The organism is Rhizobium sp. BR 315 (assembly GCF_050577975.1).
GTDB lineage: Bacteria > Pseudomonadota > Alphaproteobacteria > Rhizobiales > Rhizobiaceae > Rhizobium > Rhizobium miluonense.
Genome location: NZ_JARWKZ010000007.1, coordinates 46981 through 66210 on the forward strand (window position 1 = coordinate 46981; position 19230 = coordinate 66210).

A 19230-nucleotide genomic window follows, 5' to 3' on the forward strand; every position below is an offset into this window, starting at 1 on the left:
CATATAGGCCATATTACGCCGGTTTGCTAGAGGTGTTCGCCCCCTAAGGCGGCTGTGGTGATCCGGCTGAAGGAAGGAACGACGTTTTGGGATAACCAGCGGGCCCATTCTTATTCTAGCACTTTTGGCTCTGCCGTTTGTCGGAAGTCTTCTCTCTGTTTGCCTGTTGCGCACGCAGTCGCGGCGCACGCCAGCCTGGATCGCCGGATCGATCACCTTTCTGGCGCTGTTGATCTCGGTCAGCTCCTATCCTGCCGTCATGGACGGGGGCGTCCTGCGTGTCAGCATCGAGTGGCTGCCGCAGCTCGGGCTTGATTTCAGCCTGAGAATGGATGGTTTCTCCTGGCTCTTTTCGGTCGTCATTACGGCGATCGGCTTTCTCGTCATCGTCTACGCCCGATACTACATGTCGGAAGAGGATCCGGTTCCGCGTTTCTTCTCTTTTCTGCTTGCCTTCATGGGGGCGATGCTCGGCATCGTGCTGTCGGGCAATGTCATCTTGCTCTCGATATTCTGGGAGCTGACGAGCATCTTCTCGTTCCTGCTCATCAGCTATTGGCACAATAGCGCCGCCGCCCGTGACGGCGCGCGAATGGCGCTTACGATTACCGGGATCGGCGGCTTCTGCCTGCTGATCGGGCTGATCCTGCTTGGCCATATCGTCGGCAGCTATGATCTGGACAAGATCCTGGCGTCCGGCGACGTCATCCGCAACCACCCGCTCTATACGCCGGCATTGGTGCTGATCCTTCTGGGCGCGCTGACGAAGAGCGCGCAGTTCCCCTTCCATTTCTGGCTTCCGAACGCCATGTCGGCGCCGACGCCCGTTTCGGCCTATCTGCATTCTGCAACGCTGGTCAAAGCCGGCGTCTTCCTGCTCGCGCGCTTCTGGCCTGTTCTGGCGGGTACGGACGAATGGTTCTATCTCGTCGGTGCGGCCGGTATAACAACCCTGCTGCTAGGTGCCTATTTCGCGATGTTCCAGCAGGACCTCAAGGGGCTGCTCGCCTATTCGACGATCAGCCATCTCGGCCTCATCACCACTTTGCTGAGCCTCGGCAGTCCGCTCGCCACGGTCGCCGCCATCTTCCACATGCTCAACCATGCGACCTTCAAGGCATCGCTGTTCATGGCCGCCGGCATCATCGATCACGAAACCGGCACGCGCGACATGCGCCGCCTGAGCGGCATGTTCCGCTATCTCCCGTTCACGGGCGCGCTGGCGATTGTCGCGAGTGCGGCCATGGCCGGCGTTCCCTTGCTGAACGGCTTCCTGTCGAAGGAGATGTTCTTCGCGGAAGCCATCGAGACGCATGCCGATTCCATTCTCGACCGGATCCTGCCTTATGTCGCAACCCTGGCGAGCGCTTTCAGCGTCGCCTATTCCTTGCGCTTCATCCAAACGGTTTTCTTCGGCCCCGCGCCGACGGATGTGCCGATTGCCAAGCCGCATGAGCCGCCGCGATGGATGCGTTTCCCGATCGAGCTTCTCGTGGTGGTGTGTCTGATCGTCGGTATCGTGCCGGCTGTCTCGATCGCGCCTTTCCTGCATACGGCCGTCGCAAGCGTCTTACTTGCCGATACGCCTGAGTACAGCCTTTCGCTTTGGCATGGCGTCAATCTGCCGCTTGTCATGAGCGTGATCGCCTTGGTCGGCGGCACCCTCTTCTATTTCGTCTTCAAGGATTATCTGTCGCGCTGCGAGGATGGGCCTCCCCTTTTCCGTCGCCTGAAAGGCCAGCGCATCTTTGAGCGCGTTCTGGTCGAGGTTTCCTGGCATTGGGCGAGAACGGCGGAAAAGCGGATCGGGACGCGCAAGCTGCAGCCGCAGCTTCGCTGGGTGGTCGTAACCGGTTTTGCGGCCGGCCTGCTGCCGCTCTATCTGTCCGGCTTCGAGGCGAGGCGTTTTGCCTTTTCGGGCGCCGATCCGGTCTTTGCGGCGATCTGGGCCATCGGTATCTGCCTGGCGATCGGCACCGCTTTCTTCGCCAAATACCACCGGCTCGCAGCCCTGGTGATGCTTGGCGGAGTGGGGCTCATCGTCTGCTTGACGTTCATTTGGCTCTCCGCGCCCGATCTCGCCATCACTCAGCTCCTCGTGGAGATCGTCACCACGGTTCTCATTCTGCTGGGGCTGCGCTGGCTGCCGAAGCGGACCGAGGGGATCGACGATACGGTTGATCTTCGCGCGCGTTTCCGTCGCTTCCGCGACCTCGCTTTGGCCGTCATCTGCGGTGTCGGCATGATGTTCATCTCCTATGCCGTCATGACCACGCCGGTGCCCGACGCCATTGCGAACTACTTCCTCGAAAACGCCTATTCGAAGGGCGGCGGTCGCAATGTCGTCAACGTGATCCTGGTGGATTTCCGCGGCTTCGACACCTTGGGTGAAATCGCCGTTCTCGGCGTCGTCGCGTTGACGGTCTATGCGCTGCTGCGTCGCTTCCGACCAGCTCCCGACAGCATGGAGATGCCGGAGCAGCAGCAGATCCAGAACCGTTTCGACGAGGAACGGCCGGAGCGGTCGGCCGGCGATACAGTGCGCGACTATCTGCTCGTGCCGTCCGTCATCATGCAGTGGATGTTCCCTTTCGTCATCGCCTTGTCGGTCTATATCTTCATGCGAGGGCATGACGCTCCGGGCGGCGGCTTCTCGGCCGGCCTGACGTTGTCGATCGCCTTCCTGCTGCAATATCTGGCCGGCGGCACGCGCTGGGCGGAGGATCGCATCCGTATCCTGCCGTTACGCTGGATGGGAGCTGGCCTTCTCGTGGCGACCGCGACCGGTGCCGGGGCCTGGTTCTTCGGCTATCCCTTCCTCACGTCGCATTTCCAATATCTGGATGTGCCGCTGATCGGCAAAGTGCCGGCTGCGAGCGCGCTGCTCTTCGATCTCGGCGTCTTCCTGCTTGTCGTCGGCTCCACGGTTCTGATCCTCGTCGCGCTTGCGCACCAGTCGATCCGCATCAACCGACTGCGCGCGCTTGATGCCGACAAGGTAAAGGGGGATTGATGGAACTCATCTTGTCCGTTGCTATCGGTGTGATGACAGCCTGCGGCGTCTGGCTGATCCTGCGTCCACGCACCTATCAGGTCATTATCGGGCTGTCGTTGCTGTCCTATGCGGTCAATCTCTTCATCTTCGGCGTCGGTGGCGTGAAGTCGAATATGCCGCCGCTGCTGGCAGATGGTGCGGCGACAGCTGCGCTCGCTGATCCGGTGCCGCAGGCTCTGGTGCTGACGGCGATCGTTATCGGCTTTGCGACGACTGCCTTGTTCCTCGTGGTGCTGCTTGCCTCGCGCGGGCTGACCGGCACCGATCATGTCGATGGAAGGAGCGACCGGAAATGACAGGTTGGTCGCACCATCTCATCATTGTTTCTATCCTGCTGCCACTGGTTGCGGCTGCTATTCTGCTGTTCATCGATGAACGCGAGCGCACGTTGAAGGCGCTTGTCAGCCTTGCTGCGACGCTCTTGCTGGTCGGCGTTGCGCTTGCGCTCTTCCGTACCGAAGGTGGATCGGCCGGTCAGGAGCGGGCCTATCTGCTCGGAAACTGGAGCGCTCCCTTCGGCATCGTATTGGTGCTCGACAGTCTCTCGGCGCTCATGCTTCTGCTGACCTCCGTCGTTGCCGTTGCCGCATTGATCTTCTCGCTGGCGCGCTGGCATGCGGTGGGCGCCCATTTCCACACGATGTTCCAGCTGCTGCTCATGGGCGTGAACGGTGCCTTCCTGACCGGCGACCTCTTCAATCTCTTCGTCTTCTTCGAGGTGATGCTGGCTGCTTCCTATGGCCTCCTGCTTCATGGTTCCGGACCGCTTCGCGTCAAGGCAGGCCTGCATTACATCGCTGTCAATCTCGCCGCAGCGCTGCTCTTCCTTATAGGCGTCAGCCTGATCTACGGCACGACGGGAACGCTGAATATGGCCGATCTGGCTGTGCGCATTCCCGAAATGGCCGCCGATCGCCGCATGCTCATGCAGGCAGGCGCAGGTGTGCTTGGCATCGCCTTCCTGATCAAAGCCGGCATGTGGCCGCTCTGCTTCTGGCTGCCCACGGCCTATAGTGCCGCTTCCGCACCTGTTGCCGGTATATTTGCCATTTTGAGCAAGCTCGGCATCTATGTCATCCTGCGGCTGACCATGCTTCTTTTCAGCGTAGGACCGTCCGCCGGTTTCGGCGCGACCATGCTTCTCTATGGCGGCATGGCGACGCTGATTTTCGGTATCATAGGAGTGCTGGCATCGCAGGCGCTCGGCCGATTGGCGGGCTTTTCCGTACTTGTATCCTCGGGAACCTTGCTCATGGTGATCGGCATCAATGACGGTTCCATCTCCGCCGGTGCTTTGATGTATCTCGTCAGTTCCACGCTGACGATCAGCGCCTTTTTCATGCTGATCGAACTTGTCGAGCGCGGACAGGATGCGGGCGCCAGCGTTCTGGCCGTCACCATGGAAGCTTATGGTGATGCCGAGGAAAAGGAGCCGGAGGAAGGTGAGGGGGTCACCATGCCTGGCACCATGGCCATGCTCGGCATCTGCTTTGCCGCCTGCGCAATCCTGCTCGCCGGCCTGCCGCCGCTTTCGGGCTTCGTTGCCAAGTTCGCCATGCTGTCGGCCATGATGGGCACAGGCGCGATCGGCGTGCCGCCGAGTGCGGCCGTATGGGCGCTGATCCTGCTGGTGATCCTTTCGGGCATCGCCGCCCTGATTTCCATGACGCGGGCCGGCATACGCACATTCTGGAGCTCGCTTGAAGGCACGGTTCCGCGTGTGCTTGTGATCGAGATATTGCCTGTTATGGGCCTGCTTGCCTTGACGCTGGCGCTGACCATTTGGGCCGGCCCGGTCATGCAATATATGGAAGTGACCATCCGAACGCTCAGCGATCCCCGCATCTATGTCGATGCGGTTCGCAATGCGGCGACCCTGTCGAGCAAGGCGGGAGGTTCGTGATGTTTCCCTATCCGCTGCTGACGCTCATCTTGGTCCTGCTTTGGCTGCTGTTGAATGACTTTACGCTCGGCCAATTCATCCTCGGCGTCATTGTCGCTGTCTTTGCCTCCTGGGCGATGGCGTCGCTGCGCCCCGAAAAGCCGAAACTGCGAAAGTGGTATCTCCTGCCGAAGCTGTTCTTTCGTGTCGTTTTCGACGTCCTGAAATCGAATGCGCAAGTGGCCTGGATCATCCTGCGCGGCCGCTCGCGAAACACGACGCCCGGCTTCGTGACCCTGGAGCTCAGGGTTCGGGATCAGATCTCGCTGGCGCTTCTGGCTGTTATCCTCACCAGCACGCCCGGATCCGCATGGCTCGAATATGATTCGAACGACAACACCGTGCTGCTCCATGTGCTGGATCTTGAGAACGAAGCGCAATGGCGCGAAACCGTCGCCAACCGATATGAAAGCTTGTTGATGGAGATATTCGCATGAGCGCGATGATCATTCAAATATCTGTCGCAGCAGCGCAGCTGATGATCGTGGCTGCGATGGCGATCTCCTCCATTCGCATGTTTCGCGGCCCTCGTGCCCAGGATCGCATCATCGCGCTCGATACTCTGTATGTGAACGCGATGCTGCTGCTGCTCACCTTCGGGATCGGTACCGGACGGGTCGTCTATTTCGAGGCGGCTCTCGTCATTGGCATGCTCGGCTTTGTGGCGACCGTCGCCCTGGCGAAATTCCTGATGCGCGGGGAGGTGATCGAATGAGTACCCCATTCGAAAACGTGCCGCTCTGGGCCGCTATCCCAATCGGCGGATTGCTCGTCGTCGGCGCCTTTCTGACCCTCGTCGGCGCCATCGGTTTTCTGAAGATGGGAACGTTCTACGAGCGCATTCACGCTCCGACATTGGGAACAAGCGGTGGCATCGGCGCGATCATGGTGGCCTCGATGATCTTCTTCTCGACGTCAACGCTGTCTCTCGTCATCCATGAGCTACTGATCGGCATCTTCGTGACGGTGACGACGCCGATCACCTTCATGCTGCTGGCGCGCGCGGCGCTTCATCGCGATCGCGCCGAGCAGAACGGCAACGTTCCGCCCAAGAGTGCACAAGGCGAGCCCTCGGCCGAAGGGCCGTTGTCATAGACGACCGGCTCGTTCTTTCGGCGCTCAAAGCCAGCCAAGCGCGGTCGCAGCCCGGATCGCTTCGGCCCGGCGCCGGCAACCGAGCTTGCGAAACAGATTTCCGAGGTGAAACTTCACGGTAACCTCGGAGATGCTGAGCGTGTGAGCGATGCGCTTGTTGGACATGCCGCTGGCAATCAATTGCATCATCTGCGTCTCGCGCTGCGAAAGTCCGCCTTGCAGCGCCCGAGCCTGCGGCGAATTTACGGAAGCAGCAAAGAGCGAGAGCGCGGCGCGGACATCGGAAGATGTCTCGATGAAGCCGCGAATGCGCTCATCTTTGAGAAGTGGCGAGAGAAAGATCCGCTCTTCGGAGAGCACGCCATTGCATCCGAGACGTGTCGACGCTTCGAGTGCGGACAGAAGGTGAGCGCGGGTTGCCGCCTTGTCGCGACGCTGGTACGCGGCATAGCTCCGCCATAGTTGCAGAGCGACCTTTTCGCGGTTTGTCACCTTCGGGTTGGCGATCAGTGCGTCGATCTGGCGGGAGAGATAGGGGCGGGGCGTCGGGAGGCGGACGGCATCGCGCAGCCAGGCCATGACATAGGAAATCTCGTCGCGCCTCATCAGTCTCGTCAGTTCTTCATGGGCGCTTTCGACCCAGTTGCGGCCGATCCGCATGCGGACCGCTGAAAGCGTGGCAGCAGCATCGCCCCATCGATTGGCATTCTGATAGGCGATGGCGGTGCGGATTTCCATCATGGCATGGAACTGCAGGCCTTCGGACAGATGGATCCACAGCCCGTCAAGGAAGCCTGGCCGGATCACCATCGGAAAGTGATCTCCCAATACCTGTGACGCATAGTGAAGAGCAAACTGCATCAGGCTCGGCCAGATTTCCGAGGCTGCGAAGCCGTCGAACTCGTTTTGAACGAATTGGAGCAGATCGCGCGGCTGGCCGGCTTCATAGGCGATGCAGGCTTCCGCCAGCCGCAGCATGCGGAATTCCGCCTCGGCTGCGTGCGGAACCTGTTCCAGTTTCCGTCGTGCCTCTTGCGCGGCGCGGCGCGCAAACAGAGCGTCGCCGCCCATAAGGCGCAATACGGCCTGATGCAGATGGATGAAGAATTCGAGCAGCGGCTGACCGCCCATGTGGCCAAGATAAATCAGCGCCCGCGCGGCTGCTGCCTCCGCCTCCCGGAAGTTTCGACGGCGGATTTCGAATTCCAGCAGGGCATTGTAGTAGGCTGCCCACTTGCCATGGTCGCCCATCGGGTAGTCGGCCATGAATTCCCCGAGGCGGGTGATCATGGCATCGGTCGGCATCAGGTCCTCTGAAATCATGAGGTTCAACCTGAAGGTTCGCGCCGCAAAGGAGAAGCGCGATCCGCGCAGCAAGACCTTGAGCGGGTCCAGATAGTCCGAGCCCAGATGTTTGCCGACGAGGTGGCGGACACGCTGCAGCTCTCCCAGCTTCAAAAGCATGCGGGCAAGAGCAAAGAGCACGATCTCGTTGGTCGCGATCATCTCGTGGGAAAAGCGCATGATGATGTCGCGAAAGGCGTCGAGACTGCTTCTGTAGATCAGCTCCAGGCCGCGGGAGCGTTCGAGGATCTGTGCCGCATGCGCCTCGTGTCCATGGTCTAGAAGCAAGGTCATCGCAGCAACGGCTCGTCCCGCCTTTTCGAAAGCGGATGCGACTTCAATCACGGCCACTGTGTTTTCGAAGGTCGCCAGACGCTCTCGGACGGCGATGGCGAGAAGCTGCCGCAACTCGATGTGCCTGTTCGGCTCATTGATGAGAAGGGGCGGCAGCAGCCCAGTCCAATCTTGGTCTGTTGTCGGCATCGGTGCTTCGAGCCAGATCGAAAGGGTGGCCGTTTGCGCGGGTGAGAGGTGCGCGAGAAAACTCTCGCGCAAATAGTCGATAGCCAGGCGCGGAGCTTCTGAACGGGTCAACGGTAGGAAGGCCGGCCAGCCGGCATAGTGTTCGAGAAGGCGGCTCGCTTCTTCGGGAGGCAAGCCACGCAATTCTTCCGGCGAGAAGGTCAATTCGTCCGCATCGATCGTCACGGAGCCGTGATGCAGAATGAGCCGCGCCAGTCCGCTGATGCGCTGGTCAGGACGGCAGGCAACGACCAGCACGTCGATGCTTTCCAGCAGTTGCGCGGACAGCCGCGCCGATCTTGCCGAAATCGGTATATCCCAGAAAAGCCAGCCATCCTCGACATCGCTCATGCGCGGCTGCTGCAGGCTGCAAACATGCTTGCCCATTGCCTCGGCGGTCATCGACAGGGTCACGGTCTTTCCCGCCCCGGCAGGGGCTCGCAGAAAGACGACGCCGGCTCGTTGGTCAGCAATGCGGCGGCAAAGACGGTGTCGGAGGATCGGCATATCCATGTGGCTTTGTAAGCTCCGATGAATAAACAACCTATACCATAAAGCTGAAAAACTATACTTTTGACCGGTTGTCCATCGTCTGCAGATGGGGATTGTTGTCTGTCAGTTAGCTGGCGAACAAGGAACCTCCCGTCGATGCAGCAACATCCGTTGGTCGCGATCCTGACGCGGCTTGGCACTTTCGTGCTGGTCATGATCGCGCTCTCCATCATGATTTTTGCGTTGGCGCGCGTCGTGCCGGGAGATCCCGCGCGCATGGCTCTCGGCCCGGCGGCAACGCAGGAACAGGTCGATGCGCTGCGCGTGCAGATGGGTCTCGATAAGCCTCTTCCTGTGCAATATGTCGATTATGTCGGCAAAGCGCTGCGCGGTGATCTCGGCATGTCGCTGGTTTCGCAGCGTCCGGTCACGACCGATCTGGAGCAGACGGTGCCGGCCACCGTGGAACTGGTTCTCGTCTCCGTGATCTTCATGTTCGTGGTGGCGATTCCTCTTGGGGTCATAACGGCGCATTTCCGCGACCGAGCCCTCGACCATATCGGCCGCATCCTGTCGCTGACCGGAGTCACCATTCCAAGTTTCCTGTTTGCGATCAGCCTGCAACTGCTGGCGGCGCGCTGTCTGCCGAACTGGCCGATCATCGGTCGCCTCGATCATTCCCTGAGCTTTCAGGCCGGGCCGACCGGCTTCCTGTTGATCGATGGACTTTTGGCAGGGCGTCTGGATGTGATCGTCGACGCGCTCCAGCATCTCGTGCTGCCGGCGTTCGCTCTCGCCATGGCCGGCATCGGCCAGATTACCCGCATCACCCGCTCCTCCATGCTGGAGAACCAGCGTAAGGACCATGTGCTGACCCTACAAAGCTTCGGTGTGCCGGAGAGGGTCATCATCTTCCGCTATCTCCTCAAGCTGTCGTCGATTGCGCCGCTGACGATCATGGGGCTCGAATTCGCATCGTTGATCGGCAATGCCTTCGTCATCGAGATGGTGTTCGCCTGGGGCGGCTTTGCCTCCTACGGGCTGAACGCCATCCTGCAAAAAGACCTCAATGCCGTTACCGCCGTGGTGCTGGTCGCCGGCTTGTTTTTCATCGTTGCGAACCTGGCCGTGGATGTCCTGATCTCGATCATCGACCCGCGCCAGCGCCGCAAGGAGGCACGCTGATGGCCGATATGAAGATGCTTGATGCCTCTGACCGCGCCCTGAGCACGGGTTACATGATGTGGTATCGCTTCAGCCGCAATCCGGCTGCGGTGATCGGCACGCTGATCCTGATTTCCGTCGTCGTGCTGGCGGTCTTTGCGCCGTGGCTCACTCCCTATCCGAAGCACGTCGGCGCCGTGGTCGATTTCCGTGCACGGCATGTTGCGCCTGACGCCACTCATTGGTTCGGCACCGACAAGGTGGGCCGGGATATCTTTTCGCGCACCGTTTTCGGCATGCGCGTCTCCCTGCTTCTGGTTATTGGCGTGCTCGGCATTTCCGTACCGATCGGCACGGTCCTAGGTCTAATCGCCGGTTACTTCGGTGGCTGGATCGAGAAGATCATCACTGGCCTCACCAACGTCATGCTGGCGATGCCGCCGCTGGTCATGGCGCTTGCCGTATCAAACCTGCTCGAGCCGAACCTGATGAACGCGATGATCGCAATTACGCTGCTGTGGTGGACGTGGCATGCCCGGCTGATCTATGCCGTTTCCAAGTCAATCGCCTCCGAAGACTACATCGAAGCGGCTCGCCTTGCCGGCGCCGGGCCGATGCACATCCTGTTCCGCGAGATCCTGCCGAATTGCGTTGCGGTCATCTCCGTCAAGACGACGCTGGATGCTGCCTTCGTCATCCTGTTCGGCGCAACCCTCAGCTTCCTCGGCTTCGGGGTAAAGCCGCCCATTCCCGACCTCGGTTCCATGGTCGCTGATGGCCGCCAGTTCATGCCCAGCTATTGGTGGGAAGTCGTCTGCCCCGGTGCTGCGGTCTTCTACGTGACGCTCGGTTTCAATCTTCTGGGTGATGGCTTGCGCGACATGTTTGATGTGGAGAGCTAAGCCATGACCGAGCCGCTTCTCAAGATCGAGGCTCTGAATGTCTCGTTCACCACTTATGGCCGCACCCGACAGGTGCTCCGTGACGTCTCCCTCACTGTTGCCGCCGGAGAGCGTGTCGCGCTGATCGGCGAGACGGGATCGGGCAAGTCCGTAACGGCAAAGGCGATCATCGGCACCTTGCCGAGGAATGCCACGATCGGTTCCGGCATAATCTGCGTCGCGGGGCGTGACGTCCTGAAGATGCCGCGGCGGGAGCGCGAGACGCTGAAGGGCACGGCCTTTTCCCTCATCATGCAGGACCCGCTCTCCTCCTTCAATCCGGTCTTCAAGATCGGCACGCATCTCGATGACGTCATGCGCTTTGCAGACAAGCGTGACGGCGTTCGCTCGTCGAAGGCCGAGCGTCGGACGCGGATCGCCGCCGTCTTGCGCCGCGTGCAGCTTGCCGACGCCGAGCGTGTGATGAACGCCTATCCGTCCGAACTTTCGGGCGGCATGCGCCAGCGCGTCCTGATTGGGCTTGCGTTGCTTCATCAGCCGAAGCTCTTGATCGCCGATGAACCAGGCACGGCGCTCGACGTGACGACGCAGGACGAGATCCTCAATCTGATCAACCAGCTGGTGGTCGAGGAGAACATGGCTCTTCTCATGATCACCCACAATCTCGGCGTCGTGCGCAAAGTCGCGGACCGGGTTGTGGTCATGCATCACGGCGATATCGTCGAGGCAGGTCCCTGCGGCGAGATCCTCACCAATCCGCATAAGGCCTATACCAAAGCGCTCCTTGATGCGGTGCCTCCGCTTTATGGCGAGCGCGTCACCGATCTGCCGCAGAGCGACCGCGCGCCGATCGTCAAGGTTGAGGGCCTGAACAAGGTCTATGGCAGGAAACCCGGTTTCCACGCCGTTCGCGACGTGAACCTGACCCTGCGCCAGGGCGAAATCTTCGGACTGGCCGGCGAGTCCGGCTCGGGCAAGACCTCGGTCGCACGCATCATCATGGAATTGTCGCGCCCGACTTCGGGCAGCGTCACCATCGATGCGCCGGCTCCTGGCCGCGGCAAGCGGCTGACGCAGATCGTCTACCAGAACCCCGGCACGTCGCTCAATCCCAAGCGCAATGTTCAGCAAACGCTTGCGCTGCCTTTGAAATCCATCGGCATGGATGGGCCGGCCCGCGAGGCAAGGATGAAGCAGCTCATGGATCTCGTGCGCCTGCCGCAATCCTATCTGGCAAAATATCCGCATGAGCTTTCGGGCGGCCAGAAGCAGCGTGTGGCGATTGCCCGCGCGCTGGCCGCAGAGCCGAAGATCCTGATCCTCGACGAGCCGACGGCAGCGCTTGACGTCTCGGTGCAGAAAACCGTGATCGAACTGCTGTTGCAGCTGCGCGAGGAACTTGGTCTCACCTATCTGATGATCTCGCATGATCTGTCGCTGATGCGCAATTTCTGCTCGCGCATCGCCATCATGCTGCGCGGCGAGATCGTCGAGGAAGGACCGACTCCCGAAGTCTTTGCCGCACCCAATCACGCCTACACACGCGCGCTGATAGCTGCGATTCCCGTCGTCACCGACGAAGAAGAGCGCCTGAAGCCCACCGTGAGCGAGGAAGAGCGCACGCGCTTCCTTGTCAAAACCACAGACTGATCGAAGAGGAGCCTAACGTGTATCGCGTTGGAATTGACGTCGGCGGCACCAATACGGATGCCGTCGTCCTGGAGGGAAAGACCGTTCTGGCTGGGGTCAAGGCCTCGACGACCGAGGATGTGACCTCGGGCGTGATCGAGGCACTGGAGAAGGTCATCGAGGCCTCCGGCATCGATCGTACCCGCATCGCAGCTGTGATGATCGGCACGACGCATTTCACCAATGCGGTGATCGAGCGCCGTTACATGGACGAAGTTGCGGCCATTCGGCTGAGCCTGCCGTCTGGCGCCGGCCTGCCGCCCATGGTGGACTGGCCCGATGATCTGCGCGAGATCGTCGGCAATCACGGCTATCAGGTCAAAGGCGGCTACGAGTTCGATGGGCGTGAGCTATCGCCGCTCGACGAGGATGCCATCGTGCGCATCGCCGGCGAAATCCGGGCGAAGGGTCTGAAGGCGGCCGCCGTGACCTGCGTCTTCAGCGGCATCAACGATGCCATGGAGCTGCGAGCCAAGGAAATCCTGCAGCAGCATTGCCCCGGCCTGCCCGTCGTCATGTCGAAGGACATCGGCCGTCACGGCCTGTTGGCGCGTGAAAGCGCCGCGATCATGAATGCGAGCCTGCTGTCTCTTGCGGATCGTACGGTCGCTGCTTTCGGCAAGGCGCTTGTCGCTGCCGGCATCCCGTGCCCGTTCTACATCACGCAGAACGACGGCACGTTGATGGCAGCCGATGTCGTGCGCGCCTTTCCGGTGCTGACCTTTGCCTCCGGTCCGACAAATTCCATGCGCGGCGCCGCATTCCTGACCGGTTTGAAGGACGCTGTCGTCGTTGACGTCGGCGGCACGACCTCGGACGTCGGCTCTCTTTCGCACGGCTTCCCGCGGCAGGCTTCCACGACAGTAGACATCGGTGGAGTTCGCACGAATTTCCGCATGCCCGACGTCTTCTCGATCGGCCTGGGTGGCGGCTCGCTCGTCGTCAACGGCGATACGGGTATGTCAGTCGGACCGAAGTCGGTCGGTTATCGCGTGCGCCGAGAAGCCATGTGCTTCGGCGGCACGACACTCACTGCAACCGACATTGCTGTAGCAGCCGGCAAGGCCGAAATCGGTGACAGCGCGCTCGTCACCAAACTCGACAAGAGACTAATTGATGCCGCAGTGGCTAAGATCAACGCCATGCTGGAGGCTTGCGTCGAGCGGAGCCGCATTTCCTCGACGCCGGTGCCGGTCATCGCGGTCGGCGGCGGCTCGATCCTGATGCCTGATCGCATCGGCGATCTCGAAGTGATCATGCCCGAGAATTTTGCCGTCGCAAACGCGGTGGGTGCCGCCATTGCCCAGATCAGCGGCGAGACGGATCGCGTCTTTTCGCTTGTCGATGGCCGCACCCGCGAGAGCGCGCTCGCCGAGGCTGAAGCCGAGGCGCGCGAAAAGGCGATCGCCGCCGGGGCGCTTGCGGAAACCCTTGAAGTTATCGAGCGCGAGGACACGCCGCTTGCCTATCTGCCGGGCAACGCCACGCGCATTCACGTCAAAGTCGTCGGTGAAATGGGAGGCCATCATGCCTGAGACGCGCAAGCAGAAATACGATGATGCCGCTCTTCGCCGGCTGACGCCCGAGGATCTCGATGCGCTGGAAATCGGAGCAGGCATTCTCGGCACCGGCGGCGGCGGCAACCCCTATCAGGGCAAGCTCCTCGTCCTCGAAGCCATGAAGGCTGGCTACGAGATGAAGGTTCTCGCGACCGACGCCATCGAGCCGGATGCGCTTTGCATGTCGATCGGCGGCATCGGCGCACCGGTTGTCGGCGTTGAGCGCATCCGCGAGGGGCGCGAAGGATTGCGCTGCCTGCGGGCGATGGAAGAGCTTATCCGCACGCCAATCGATGCCATCGTCTGCGAGGAGATCGGCGGCGCGAACGCGATGAACCCGCTCGTCACGGCGGCTCTCGGCGGCCTGCCGATCCTCGATTGCGACGGCATGGGCCGGGCCTTCCCCGAAATGCAGATGACGACCTTCTCGATCTACGGCCATAGCTCCACGCCTTCTGTCATGTGCGACCTGCATGGCAATGCGGTGATCTTCAGCCATGCCGTATCGGAAGTCTGGCATGAGCGCATGGCGCGCGCCTGCGTGGTCGCGCAGGGCGGCGGTGCGATGCTGGCGACGGCGCCGATGCAGGCCCATTACGTCCACCAGTACGGCATCCCGAAGAGCTTCGCCAAGGCGATCGCGCTCGGTGAGGCGGTGATCCGCGCGCGCAAGGCGCAGGAAGATCCGATTGCCGCCGTTTGTGCACTGGAAGGCGGGCGGCGTGTCTTCAACGGCAAGATTACCGACCTGAAGCGCCATTTGCGCGGCGGTTTCGTCGTCGGCGATATGGAGCTTGCCGGCTTCGACGACTGCAGCGGCCAGACGGCGAACGTGGCGATCCAGAACGAGTTCCTGGTCTTCCGCCGCGATGGCGTGATCGAAGTCTGCGTGCCGGACCTGATCGTGCTGCTCGATGTCGAAACAGGCTATCCGATCACCACCGAAATGTTGCGCTACGGCCAGCGCGTCGCCGTAGTTGCCATCCCCTGCCACGAGCTGCTGCGCAGCGCGCGTGCCCTCGATGTCGTCGGCCCGGCAGCCTTCGGCTACCCGGACATCACCTATTCCCCGCTGCCGGCCCGGGGGCAAAAGGCAGCCTAACCATAAGCGGGGCAGTTCCCGCATTAAAGAGGAGAACTTGAATGAAGATGGGTTCCAACGGTTTGCGTCTTTCGGCGCTTCTGCTTGCCAGTGCCATAGCATTGCCGCTGACTTCGGTCGCGGCATCGGCGACCGACAAGGTGTCGATCGCGGTCAACACGATGCAGATTTTCAGCTCGCTCGATCCGGCGAAGGTCACCGACTACACGGGCTACATGGCCATCGTGAATATGTATGACGCCCTGACGACGGTCAGCCCTACCGGCGAGATCGTGCCGCATCTGGCGAAATCCTGGGAGATTTCCCAGGACGGTCTGACCTACACGTTCCATCTTCGCGACGATGCCAAGTTCCAGGACGGTAAGCCCGTCAAAGCCTCCGACTTCGTCTGGTCGATCCGGCGCCTGATCGGCATCAACAAGGGCCCATCCAATCTCGTCGTCGGCCTCGTGAAACCCGACAACGTCACCGCGCCGGACGAAAAGACCGTCGTCGTCAAGCTTGATCGCCAGTTCTCGCCGTTCATGGCCGTCACGCCGCTGATGATGGCGCTGAACGAGAAGCTGATCGAGGCCAACTCCAAGCCGGATGACAAATGGGGCGAAGCCTATGTGGGCGAGCACTCTGCCGGCTCGGGGCCCTACAAGCTCATCAGCTACAATCGTTCCGCCGACATGGTGATCGCGCGCAGCCCCGACTATTTCCTCGGCTGGACCAAGGGAACGCCGATCGACGAAGTGCGCTTCGTCCAGACGAGCGACGACGCTACCGTCAAGGCGCTTGCCGAAAAGGGCGAACTCGGCCTCTCCTCGCATGGTCTCGGCAACGATACCTATGAGACGATCGGCAAGATGCAGGGCTACAAGCTGCTCCAGTCGACGACGGCCGGCGGCTTCGTGATCAAGCTGAACAGCAAGGTCTACCCGACCGACGACGTGCATGTGCGGCGCGCGATCGCCTATGCCACCGATTATAAAACCATCCAGGAGGCGATCTATCCGGGCTTTGACATGACCGGCCCGCTTTCGACCGTCTTCAAGGACGCCCATAACGAGGATGTCCAGCCCGGCGTCTTCGACATCGAGAAGGCGAAGGAGGAACTCGCCAAGTCGAAATATGCGGGCCAGAAGATCACGCTGGTCAACAGCTATGTCGCCTCGCTCGCCTTCGAGTCGGAAGTGGCGCTGCTGATGCAGGCCAATCTCGAGCAGATCGGCATCACGCTCGATATCAAACCCGAGCCCTGGAACCGCATCGTCGAACTCTCGTCCAAACCGGAAACCACCCCGGCTTCGACGCAGGTCAACATTTCTCCCAACTATCCGTCGCCCGACGCGATATTCTACAACCAGTATCACTCCAAGGCTTCCGGCACCTGGATGTCGATGGAATGGCTGCAGAATCCCGAGGTCGATGCCCTGATCGACAAGGTGAGGGCGACCACCGACATCAAGGGGCAGAACGCGACCTACAAGGAGCTGCAGGTAAAGCTTGCCGAGCTGCAGCCCGACGTATGGGCGGTATCGCCGAACCGGCGCTATGCGGCGAACAAGTGCCTACAGGGCTACGCGTTCATTCCCATGCAGAGCTGGGATCTGAACTTCTCGAATTTCCATTGGGACTGCAAGGCGAACTGATCTTCGCCTGCACATGAAATAAACCCGGCCCCGCACGGGGTCGGGACTGCTATTGCCGAAGGTGAAACATGTTTCAGGAATTTTCCGAAGAAAATATCGAGCCGCTCGCAACGGGAGCCTGGATCCTGGGAACCGGCGGCGGTGGCAATCCCTATATCTCGACCCTCAACCTTCGCAGGCTCTATGCTGAAGGCCGTCGCGTTCAGGTGATGGATCCGATGGCGCTCGACGATGACGACATGGTTGCCGTCGTCTCGAAAATGGGAGCGCCGCTGGTGGGGCAGGAGCGTCTGAGCGATCCCGTGCATCTTGCGCGGGCCGTCGAGGTCATGGAGGATTATCTCGGCAAGCCGTTCCGCGCGATCATGAGCGTCGAGATTGGCGGCTCGAATGCGCTGTCGTCCTTCCTTGCCGCTGCGATGCTGGGTCGGCCGGTCGTCAACGCCGATGCGATGGGGCGTGCCTATCCCGAAGCGCAGATGACCTCTTTCGCCATCGGCAATCTGCCGATGTATCCGCTTTCTCTCGTCGACGTGCGCGACAACGAGGTCATCGTCACCAGGGCTGCATCCTGGAAGTGGATGGAGCGAATTTCGCGCAAGGTCTGCACCGAAGTCGGCTCGACCGCCGCTACCTGCAAGGCGCCGCGCACCGGCCGCGAGGTGAAGGACTGGGGCATTCACTACACGATCACCAAGGCGACGGAACTCGGCCGCACCGTCATCGAGGCGCGTGCACGTCATGACGATCCGGTCAAGGCGGTTCTCGACCACGAGGGCGGAAAGCAATTGTTCCGCGGCAAGGTGACAGACGTGGCGCGCGAAACCACCGGCGGCTTCCTGCGCGGGCGAACCGTGATCGAAGGCATCGACGCCGACAAGGGCGCTCGCATGGAGCTGGCCTTCCAGAATGAATGGGCGGTCGCCTTCCGCGATGGCGAGCCGGTGGCGATGACGCCGGATCTTCTTTGCCTCCTCGACACGATCTCCGGTAGCGCGATCGGCACGGAATCCGTGCGCTACGGCCAACGCGTGACCGTCGTGGCCTTGCCCGCGCCTGAGCTCTTGACCTCTCCGGCGGGGATCGCCGCCGTCGGCCCCCGCGCTTTCGGCTATGACATTGATTTCAGATCGGTATTCGCATGAAACGCATCGGTATTGACGTTGGCGGCACCAATACGGATGCCATTCTGATCGACGGTGAGAAGATCATCGCTTCCATCAAGGTTCCCACGACGCAGGACGTTATGTCCGGCGTGAAGGCCGCCTTGAGCCATGTGGCCGGCCATGCCGGCGCATCCGGCCGGCCGATCGACGCTGTGATGATCGGCACCACGCATTTTACCAACGCCGTCGTCGAGCGGGCGCGGCTGGAAAGGGTGGCGGCGATCCGCATTGCGCTGCCGACCGGCGCGTCCCTGCCGCCGATGTGCGATTGGCCGGACGATTTGCGCGCGGCTGTGGATCCGTTGATCTTCATGGTCCATGGCGGCCATGAGTATGATGGCAGTCCGCTCGTTCCGATGATCCCCGACGAGATCCGCGAAGCCGCGATGAAGATCCGCGATGCCGGCATCACGTCGATCGCGATATCGGCAACCTTCTCACCGCTGACGACCGAATGCGAGGTCAAGGCCGCTGAGATTGTCCGTTCGGTGATCCCCGATGCAAGGATCACGCTGTCGCACACGCTTGGACGGATCGGCCTGCTCGAGCGCGAAAATGTCGCGCTTCTCAATGCGGCACTGCAGTCGCTCGGCAGGACCACGGTGCAGGCGTTCTCGGATGCGCTGCGCGAAGCAGGCATTGCCGCTCCCTTTTATCTGACGCAAAACGATGGAACTGTAGCGCTTGCAGATGTCGCCGCGGCCAATCCGGTTCACAGTTTTGCCTCCGGCCCGACGAACTCGATGCGCGGTGCGGCATTTCTGACAGGCTTGAGCGATGCCATGGTCGTCGATGTCGGCGGCACGACGTCGGACATCGGCTGCCTCGTCGGCGGCTTCCCGCGCGAGGCCAACAACATCGTCCATATCGGCGGCGTGCGCACGCTGTTCCGCATGCCCGATCTCCTGCCGATCGCGCTTGGCGGCGGAACGATCATCGATCCGGAAACGGGAAAGATCGGACCGCGTTCGGTTGGCTATCGCATCCTGACGGAGGCACGCGTCTTCGGCGGCAATACGCTGACGACGTCGGACGTCGCCGTCGCCGCCGGTCTGATCGAGATGGGAGACAAGGATCGCGTTCGCGATCTCGACCCGGCCTTCGTGAAGGCAAGCCTCGGACGCATCCGCGACATGGTGACAGACAGCTTCGACCAGATGAAGACTTCGGCGGAGGATGTGCAACTGATCGCCGTCGGCGGCGGCGCTTTCCTGATCCCCGATAAGATCGCAGGTGCTTCAGAGGTTCTTCGCGTCGAGAATGCCGGCGTTGCCAATGCGCTTGGCGCTGCGATGGCGCAGGTTTCGGGCGAAGTCGACCAGGTGTTCTCGGGGTTGAGCCGCGACGAAGCTCTCGCCAAGGCGGAGGCGGAGGCTCAGAACGCTGCCGTTGCTTCCGGCGCCAGCCGCGCCAGCCTGAAGACGCTCGAAGTCGAGGACATTCCAATCGCTTATCTGCCTGGCGGTGCGCGCCGCGTAAGAGTAAGGGTCATCGGCGATATCGCCTTCAACTAAATCGCGACGTCCGATCTCCAAGGTCGGGCATCATTCGTGAGAGCGGT

15 protein-coding genes are annotated in these 19230 nt (G+C 61.3%); 14 read left to right on the forward strand and 1 reads right to left on the reverse strand.

The window, feature by feature from the left end; genetic code table 11:
* Positions 1-91: 91 nt before the first annotated feature.
* The 6 genes from QD409_RS10300 to mnhG are packed head-to-tail and all read left to right on the forward strand — an operon-like array spanning position 92 to position 6092.
* Positions 92-3013 (forward strand): monovalent cation/H+ antiporter subunit A, encoded by a 2922-nt coding sequence (locus QD409_RS10300; RefSeq protein WP_430762739.1) that lies wholly within the window; start codon positions 92-94, stop codon positions 3011-3013.
* Positions 3013-3351, forward strand: a complete 339-nt coding sequence (locus tag QD409_RS10305) for a Na+/H+ antiporter subunit C (protein ID WP_430762631.1) — start codon at positions 3013-3015, stop codon at positions 3349-3351. Before QD409_RS10300 ends, QD409_RS10305 begins: the two co-directional genes overlap by 1 nt.
* Entirely contained in the window at positions 3348-4958 is a 1611-nt protein-coding gene (locus QD409_RS10310) for a monovalent cation/H+ antiporter subunit D (RefSeq protein ID WP_430762632.1), read from the forward strand. Before QD409_RS10305 ends, QD409_RS10310 begins: the two co-directional genes overlap by 4 nt.
* Complete coding sequence (locus QD409_RS10315; RefSeq protein ID WP_092844672.1) at positions 4958-5434, forward strand: Na+/H+ antiporter subunit E; 477 nt, start codon at positions 4958-4960, stop codon at positions 5432-5434. Before QD409_RS10310 ends, QD409_RS10315 begins: the two co-directional genes overlap by 1 nt.
* Positions 5431-5712, forward strand: coding sequence for a K+/H+ antiporter subunit F (locus QD409_RS10320; RefSeq protein ID WP_092844670.1), 282 nt, complete (start codon positions 5431-5433; stop codon positions 5710-5712). Before QD409_RS10315 ends, QD409_RS10320 begins: the two co-directional genes overlap by 4 nt.
* A complete protein-coding gene (gene mnhG / locus QD409_RS10325; RefSeq protein ID WP_430762633.1) occupies positions 5709-6092 on the forward strand; it encodes a monovalent cation/H(+) antiporter subunit G in 384 nt (127 codons plus the stop codon). Before QD409_RS10320 ends, mnhG begins: the two co-directional genes overlap by 4 nt.
* Before the next feature lie 24 nt (positions 6093-6116).
* Here the strand turns inward: mnhG and QD409_RS10330 are convergent, their stop codons facing one another.
* On the reverse strand, positions 6117-8471 hold the full coding sequence (locus tag QD409_RS10330; protein ID WP_430762634.1) for a helix-turn-helix transcriptional regulator: 2355 nt from the start codon (positions 8469-8471) through the stop codon (positions 6117-6119).
* 135 nt (positions 8472-8606) lie between these two features.
* Here QD409_RS10330 and QD409_RS10335 point away from each other — a divergent pair, with 135 nt between their 5' ends.
* From QD409_RS10335 to QD409_RS10370, 8 genes are all read left to right on the forward strand, one after another.
* A complete protein-coding gene (locus QD409_RS10335) occupies positions 8607-9635 on the forward strand; it encodes an ABC transporter permease (RefSeq protein WP_430762635.1) in 1029 nt (342 codons plus the stop codon).
* The gene (locus QD409_RS10340) at positions 9635-10516 is read left to right on the forward strand and encodes an ABC transporter permease (protein WP_430762636.1); all 882 of its coding nucleotides are present in this window, start codon (positions 9635-9637) and stop codon (positions 10514-10516) included. The genes QD409_RS10335 and QD409_RS10340 overlap by 1 nt, the downstream gene beginning before the upstream one ends.
* Before the next feature lie 3 nt (positions 10517-10519).
* Positions 10520-12166 carry an ATP-binding cassette domain-containing protein gene (locus QD409_RS10345; RefSeq protein WP_430762637.1) on the forward strand — a complete coding sequence of 549 codons (1647 nt, stop codon included), beginning with the start codon at positions 10520-10522 and terminating at the stop codon, positions 12164-12166.
* Between the two features lie 17 nt (positions 12167-12183).
* On the forward strand, positions 12184-13740 hold the full coding sequence (locus tag QD409_RS10350) for a hydantoinase/oxoprolinase N-terminal domain-containing protein (protein ID WP_430762638.1): 1557 nt from the start codon (positions 12184-12186) through the stop codon (positions 13738-13740).
* Positions 13733-14866, forward strand: a complete 1134-nt coding sequence (locus tag QD409_RS10355; protein ID WP_430762639.1) for a DUF917 domain-containing protein — start codon at positions 13733-13735, stop codon at positions 14864-14866. Before QD409_RS10350 ends, QD409_RS10355 begins: the two co-directional genes overlap by 8 nt.
* A 41-nt stretch (positions 14867-14907) precedes the next feature.
* Positions 14908-16503 (forward strand): ABC transporter substrate-binding protein, encoded by a 1596-nt coding sequence (locus QD409_RS10360; RefSeq protein ID WP_430762640.1) that lies wholly within the window; start codon positions 14908-14910, stop codon positions 16501-16503.
* 68 nt (positions 16504-16571) lie between these two features.
* On the forward strand, positions 16572-17648 hold the full coding sequence (locus QD409_RS10365; RefSeq protein WP_430762641.1) for a DUF917 domain-containing protein: 1077 nt from the start codon (positions 16572-16574) through the stop codon (positions 17646-17648).
* Positions 17645-19183: a hydantoinase/oxoprolinase N-terminal domain-containing protein gene (locus QD409_RS10370; protein WP_430762642.1), complete on the forward strand. Its 1539-nt coding sequence runs from the start codon at positions 17645-17647 to the stop codon at positions 19181-19183. The genes QD409_RS10365 and QD409_RS10370 overlap by 4 nt, the downstream gene beginning before the upstream one ends.
* Positions 19184-19230 lie beyond the last annotated feature (47 nt).

What these genes read in the sequence shown, in the direction of transcription:
- QD409_RS10360 (WP_430762640.1), top strand. Translation starts at nt 14,908, where the DNA reads ATGAAGATGGGTTCCAACGGTTTGCGTCTTTCGGCGCTTCTGCTTGCC.
- QD409_RS10320 (WP_092844670.1), top strand. Translation starts at nt 5,431, where the DNA reads ATGAGCGCGATGATCATTCAAATATCTGTCGCAGCAGCGCAGCTGATG.
- QD409_RS10310 (WP_430762632.1), top strand. Translation starts at nt 3,348, where the DNA reads ATGACAGGTTGGTCGCACCATCTCATCATTGTTTCTATCCTGCTGCCA.
- QD409_RS10305 (WP_430762631.1), top strand. Translation starts at nt 3,013, where the DNA reads ATGGAACTCATCTTGTCCGTTGCTATCGGTGTGATGACAGCCTGCGGC.
- QD409_RS10345 (WP_430762637.1), top strand. Translation starts at nt 10,520, where the DNA reads ATGACCGAGCCGCTTCTCAAGATCGAGGCTCTGAATGTCTCGTTCACC.
- QD409_RS10365 (WP_430762641.1), top strand. Translation starts at nt 16,572, where the DNA reads ATGTTTCAGGAATTTTCCGAAGAAAATATCGAGCCGCTCGCAACGGGA.
- QD409_RS10330 (WP_430762634.1), bottom strand. Translation starts at nt 8,471, where the DNA reads ATGGATATGCCGATCCTCCGACACCGTCTTTGCCGCCGCATTGCTGAC.
- QD409_RS10370 (WP_430762642.1), top strand. Translation starts at nt 17,645, where the DNA reads ATGAAACGCATCGGTATTGACGTTGGCGGCACCAATACGGATGCCATT.
- mnhG (WP_430762633.1), top strand. Translation starts at nt 5,709, where the DNA reads ATGAGTACCCCATTCGAAAACGTGCCGCTCTGGGCCGCTATCCCAATC.
- QD409_RS10335 (WP_430762635.1), top strand. Translation starts at nt 8,607, where the DNA reads ATGCAGCAACATCCGTTGGTCGCGATCCTGACGCGGCTTGGCACTTTC.
- QD409_RS10315 (WP_092844672.1), top strand. Translation starts at nt 4,958, where the DNA reads ATGTTTCCCTATCCGCTGCTGACGCTCATCTTGGTCCTGCTTTGGCTG.
- QD409_RS10355 (WP_430762639.1), top strand. Translation starts at nt 13,733, where the DNA reads ATGCCTGAGACGCGCAAGCAGAAATACGATGATGCCGCTCTTCGCCGG.
- QD409_RS10340 (WP_430762636.1), top strand. Translation starts at nt 9,635, where the DNA reads ATGGCCGATATGAAGATGCTTGATGCCTCTGACCGCGCCCTGAGCACG.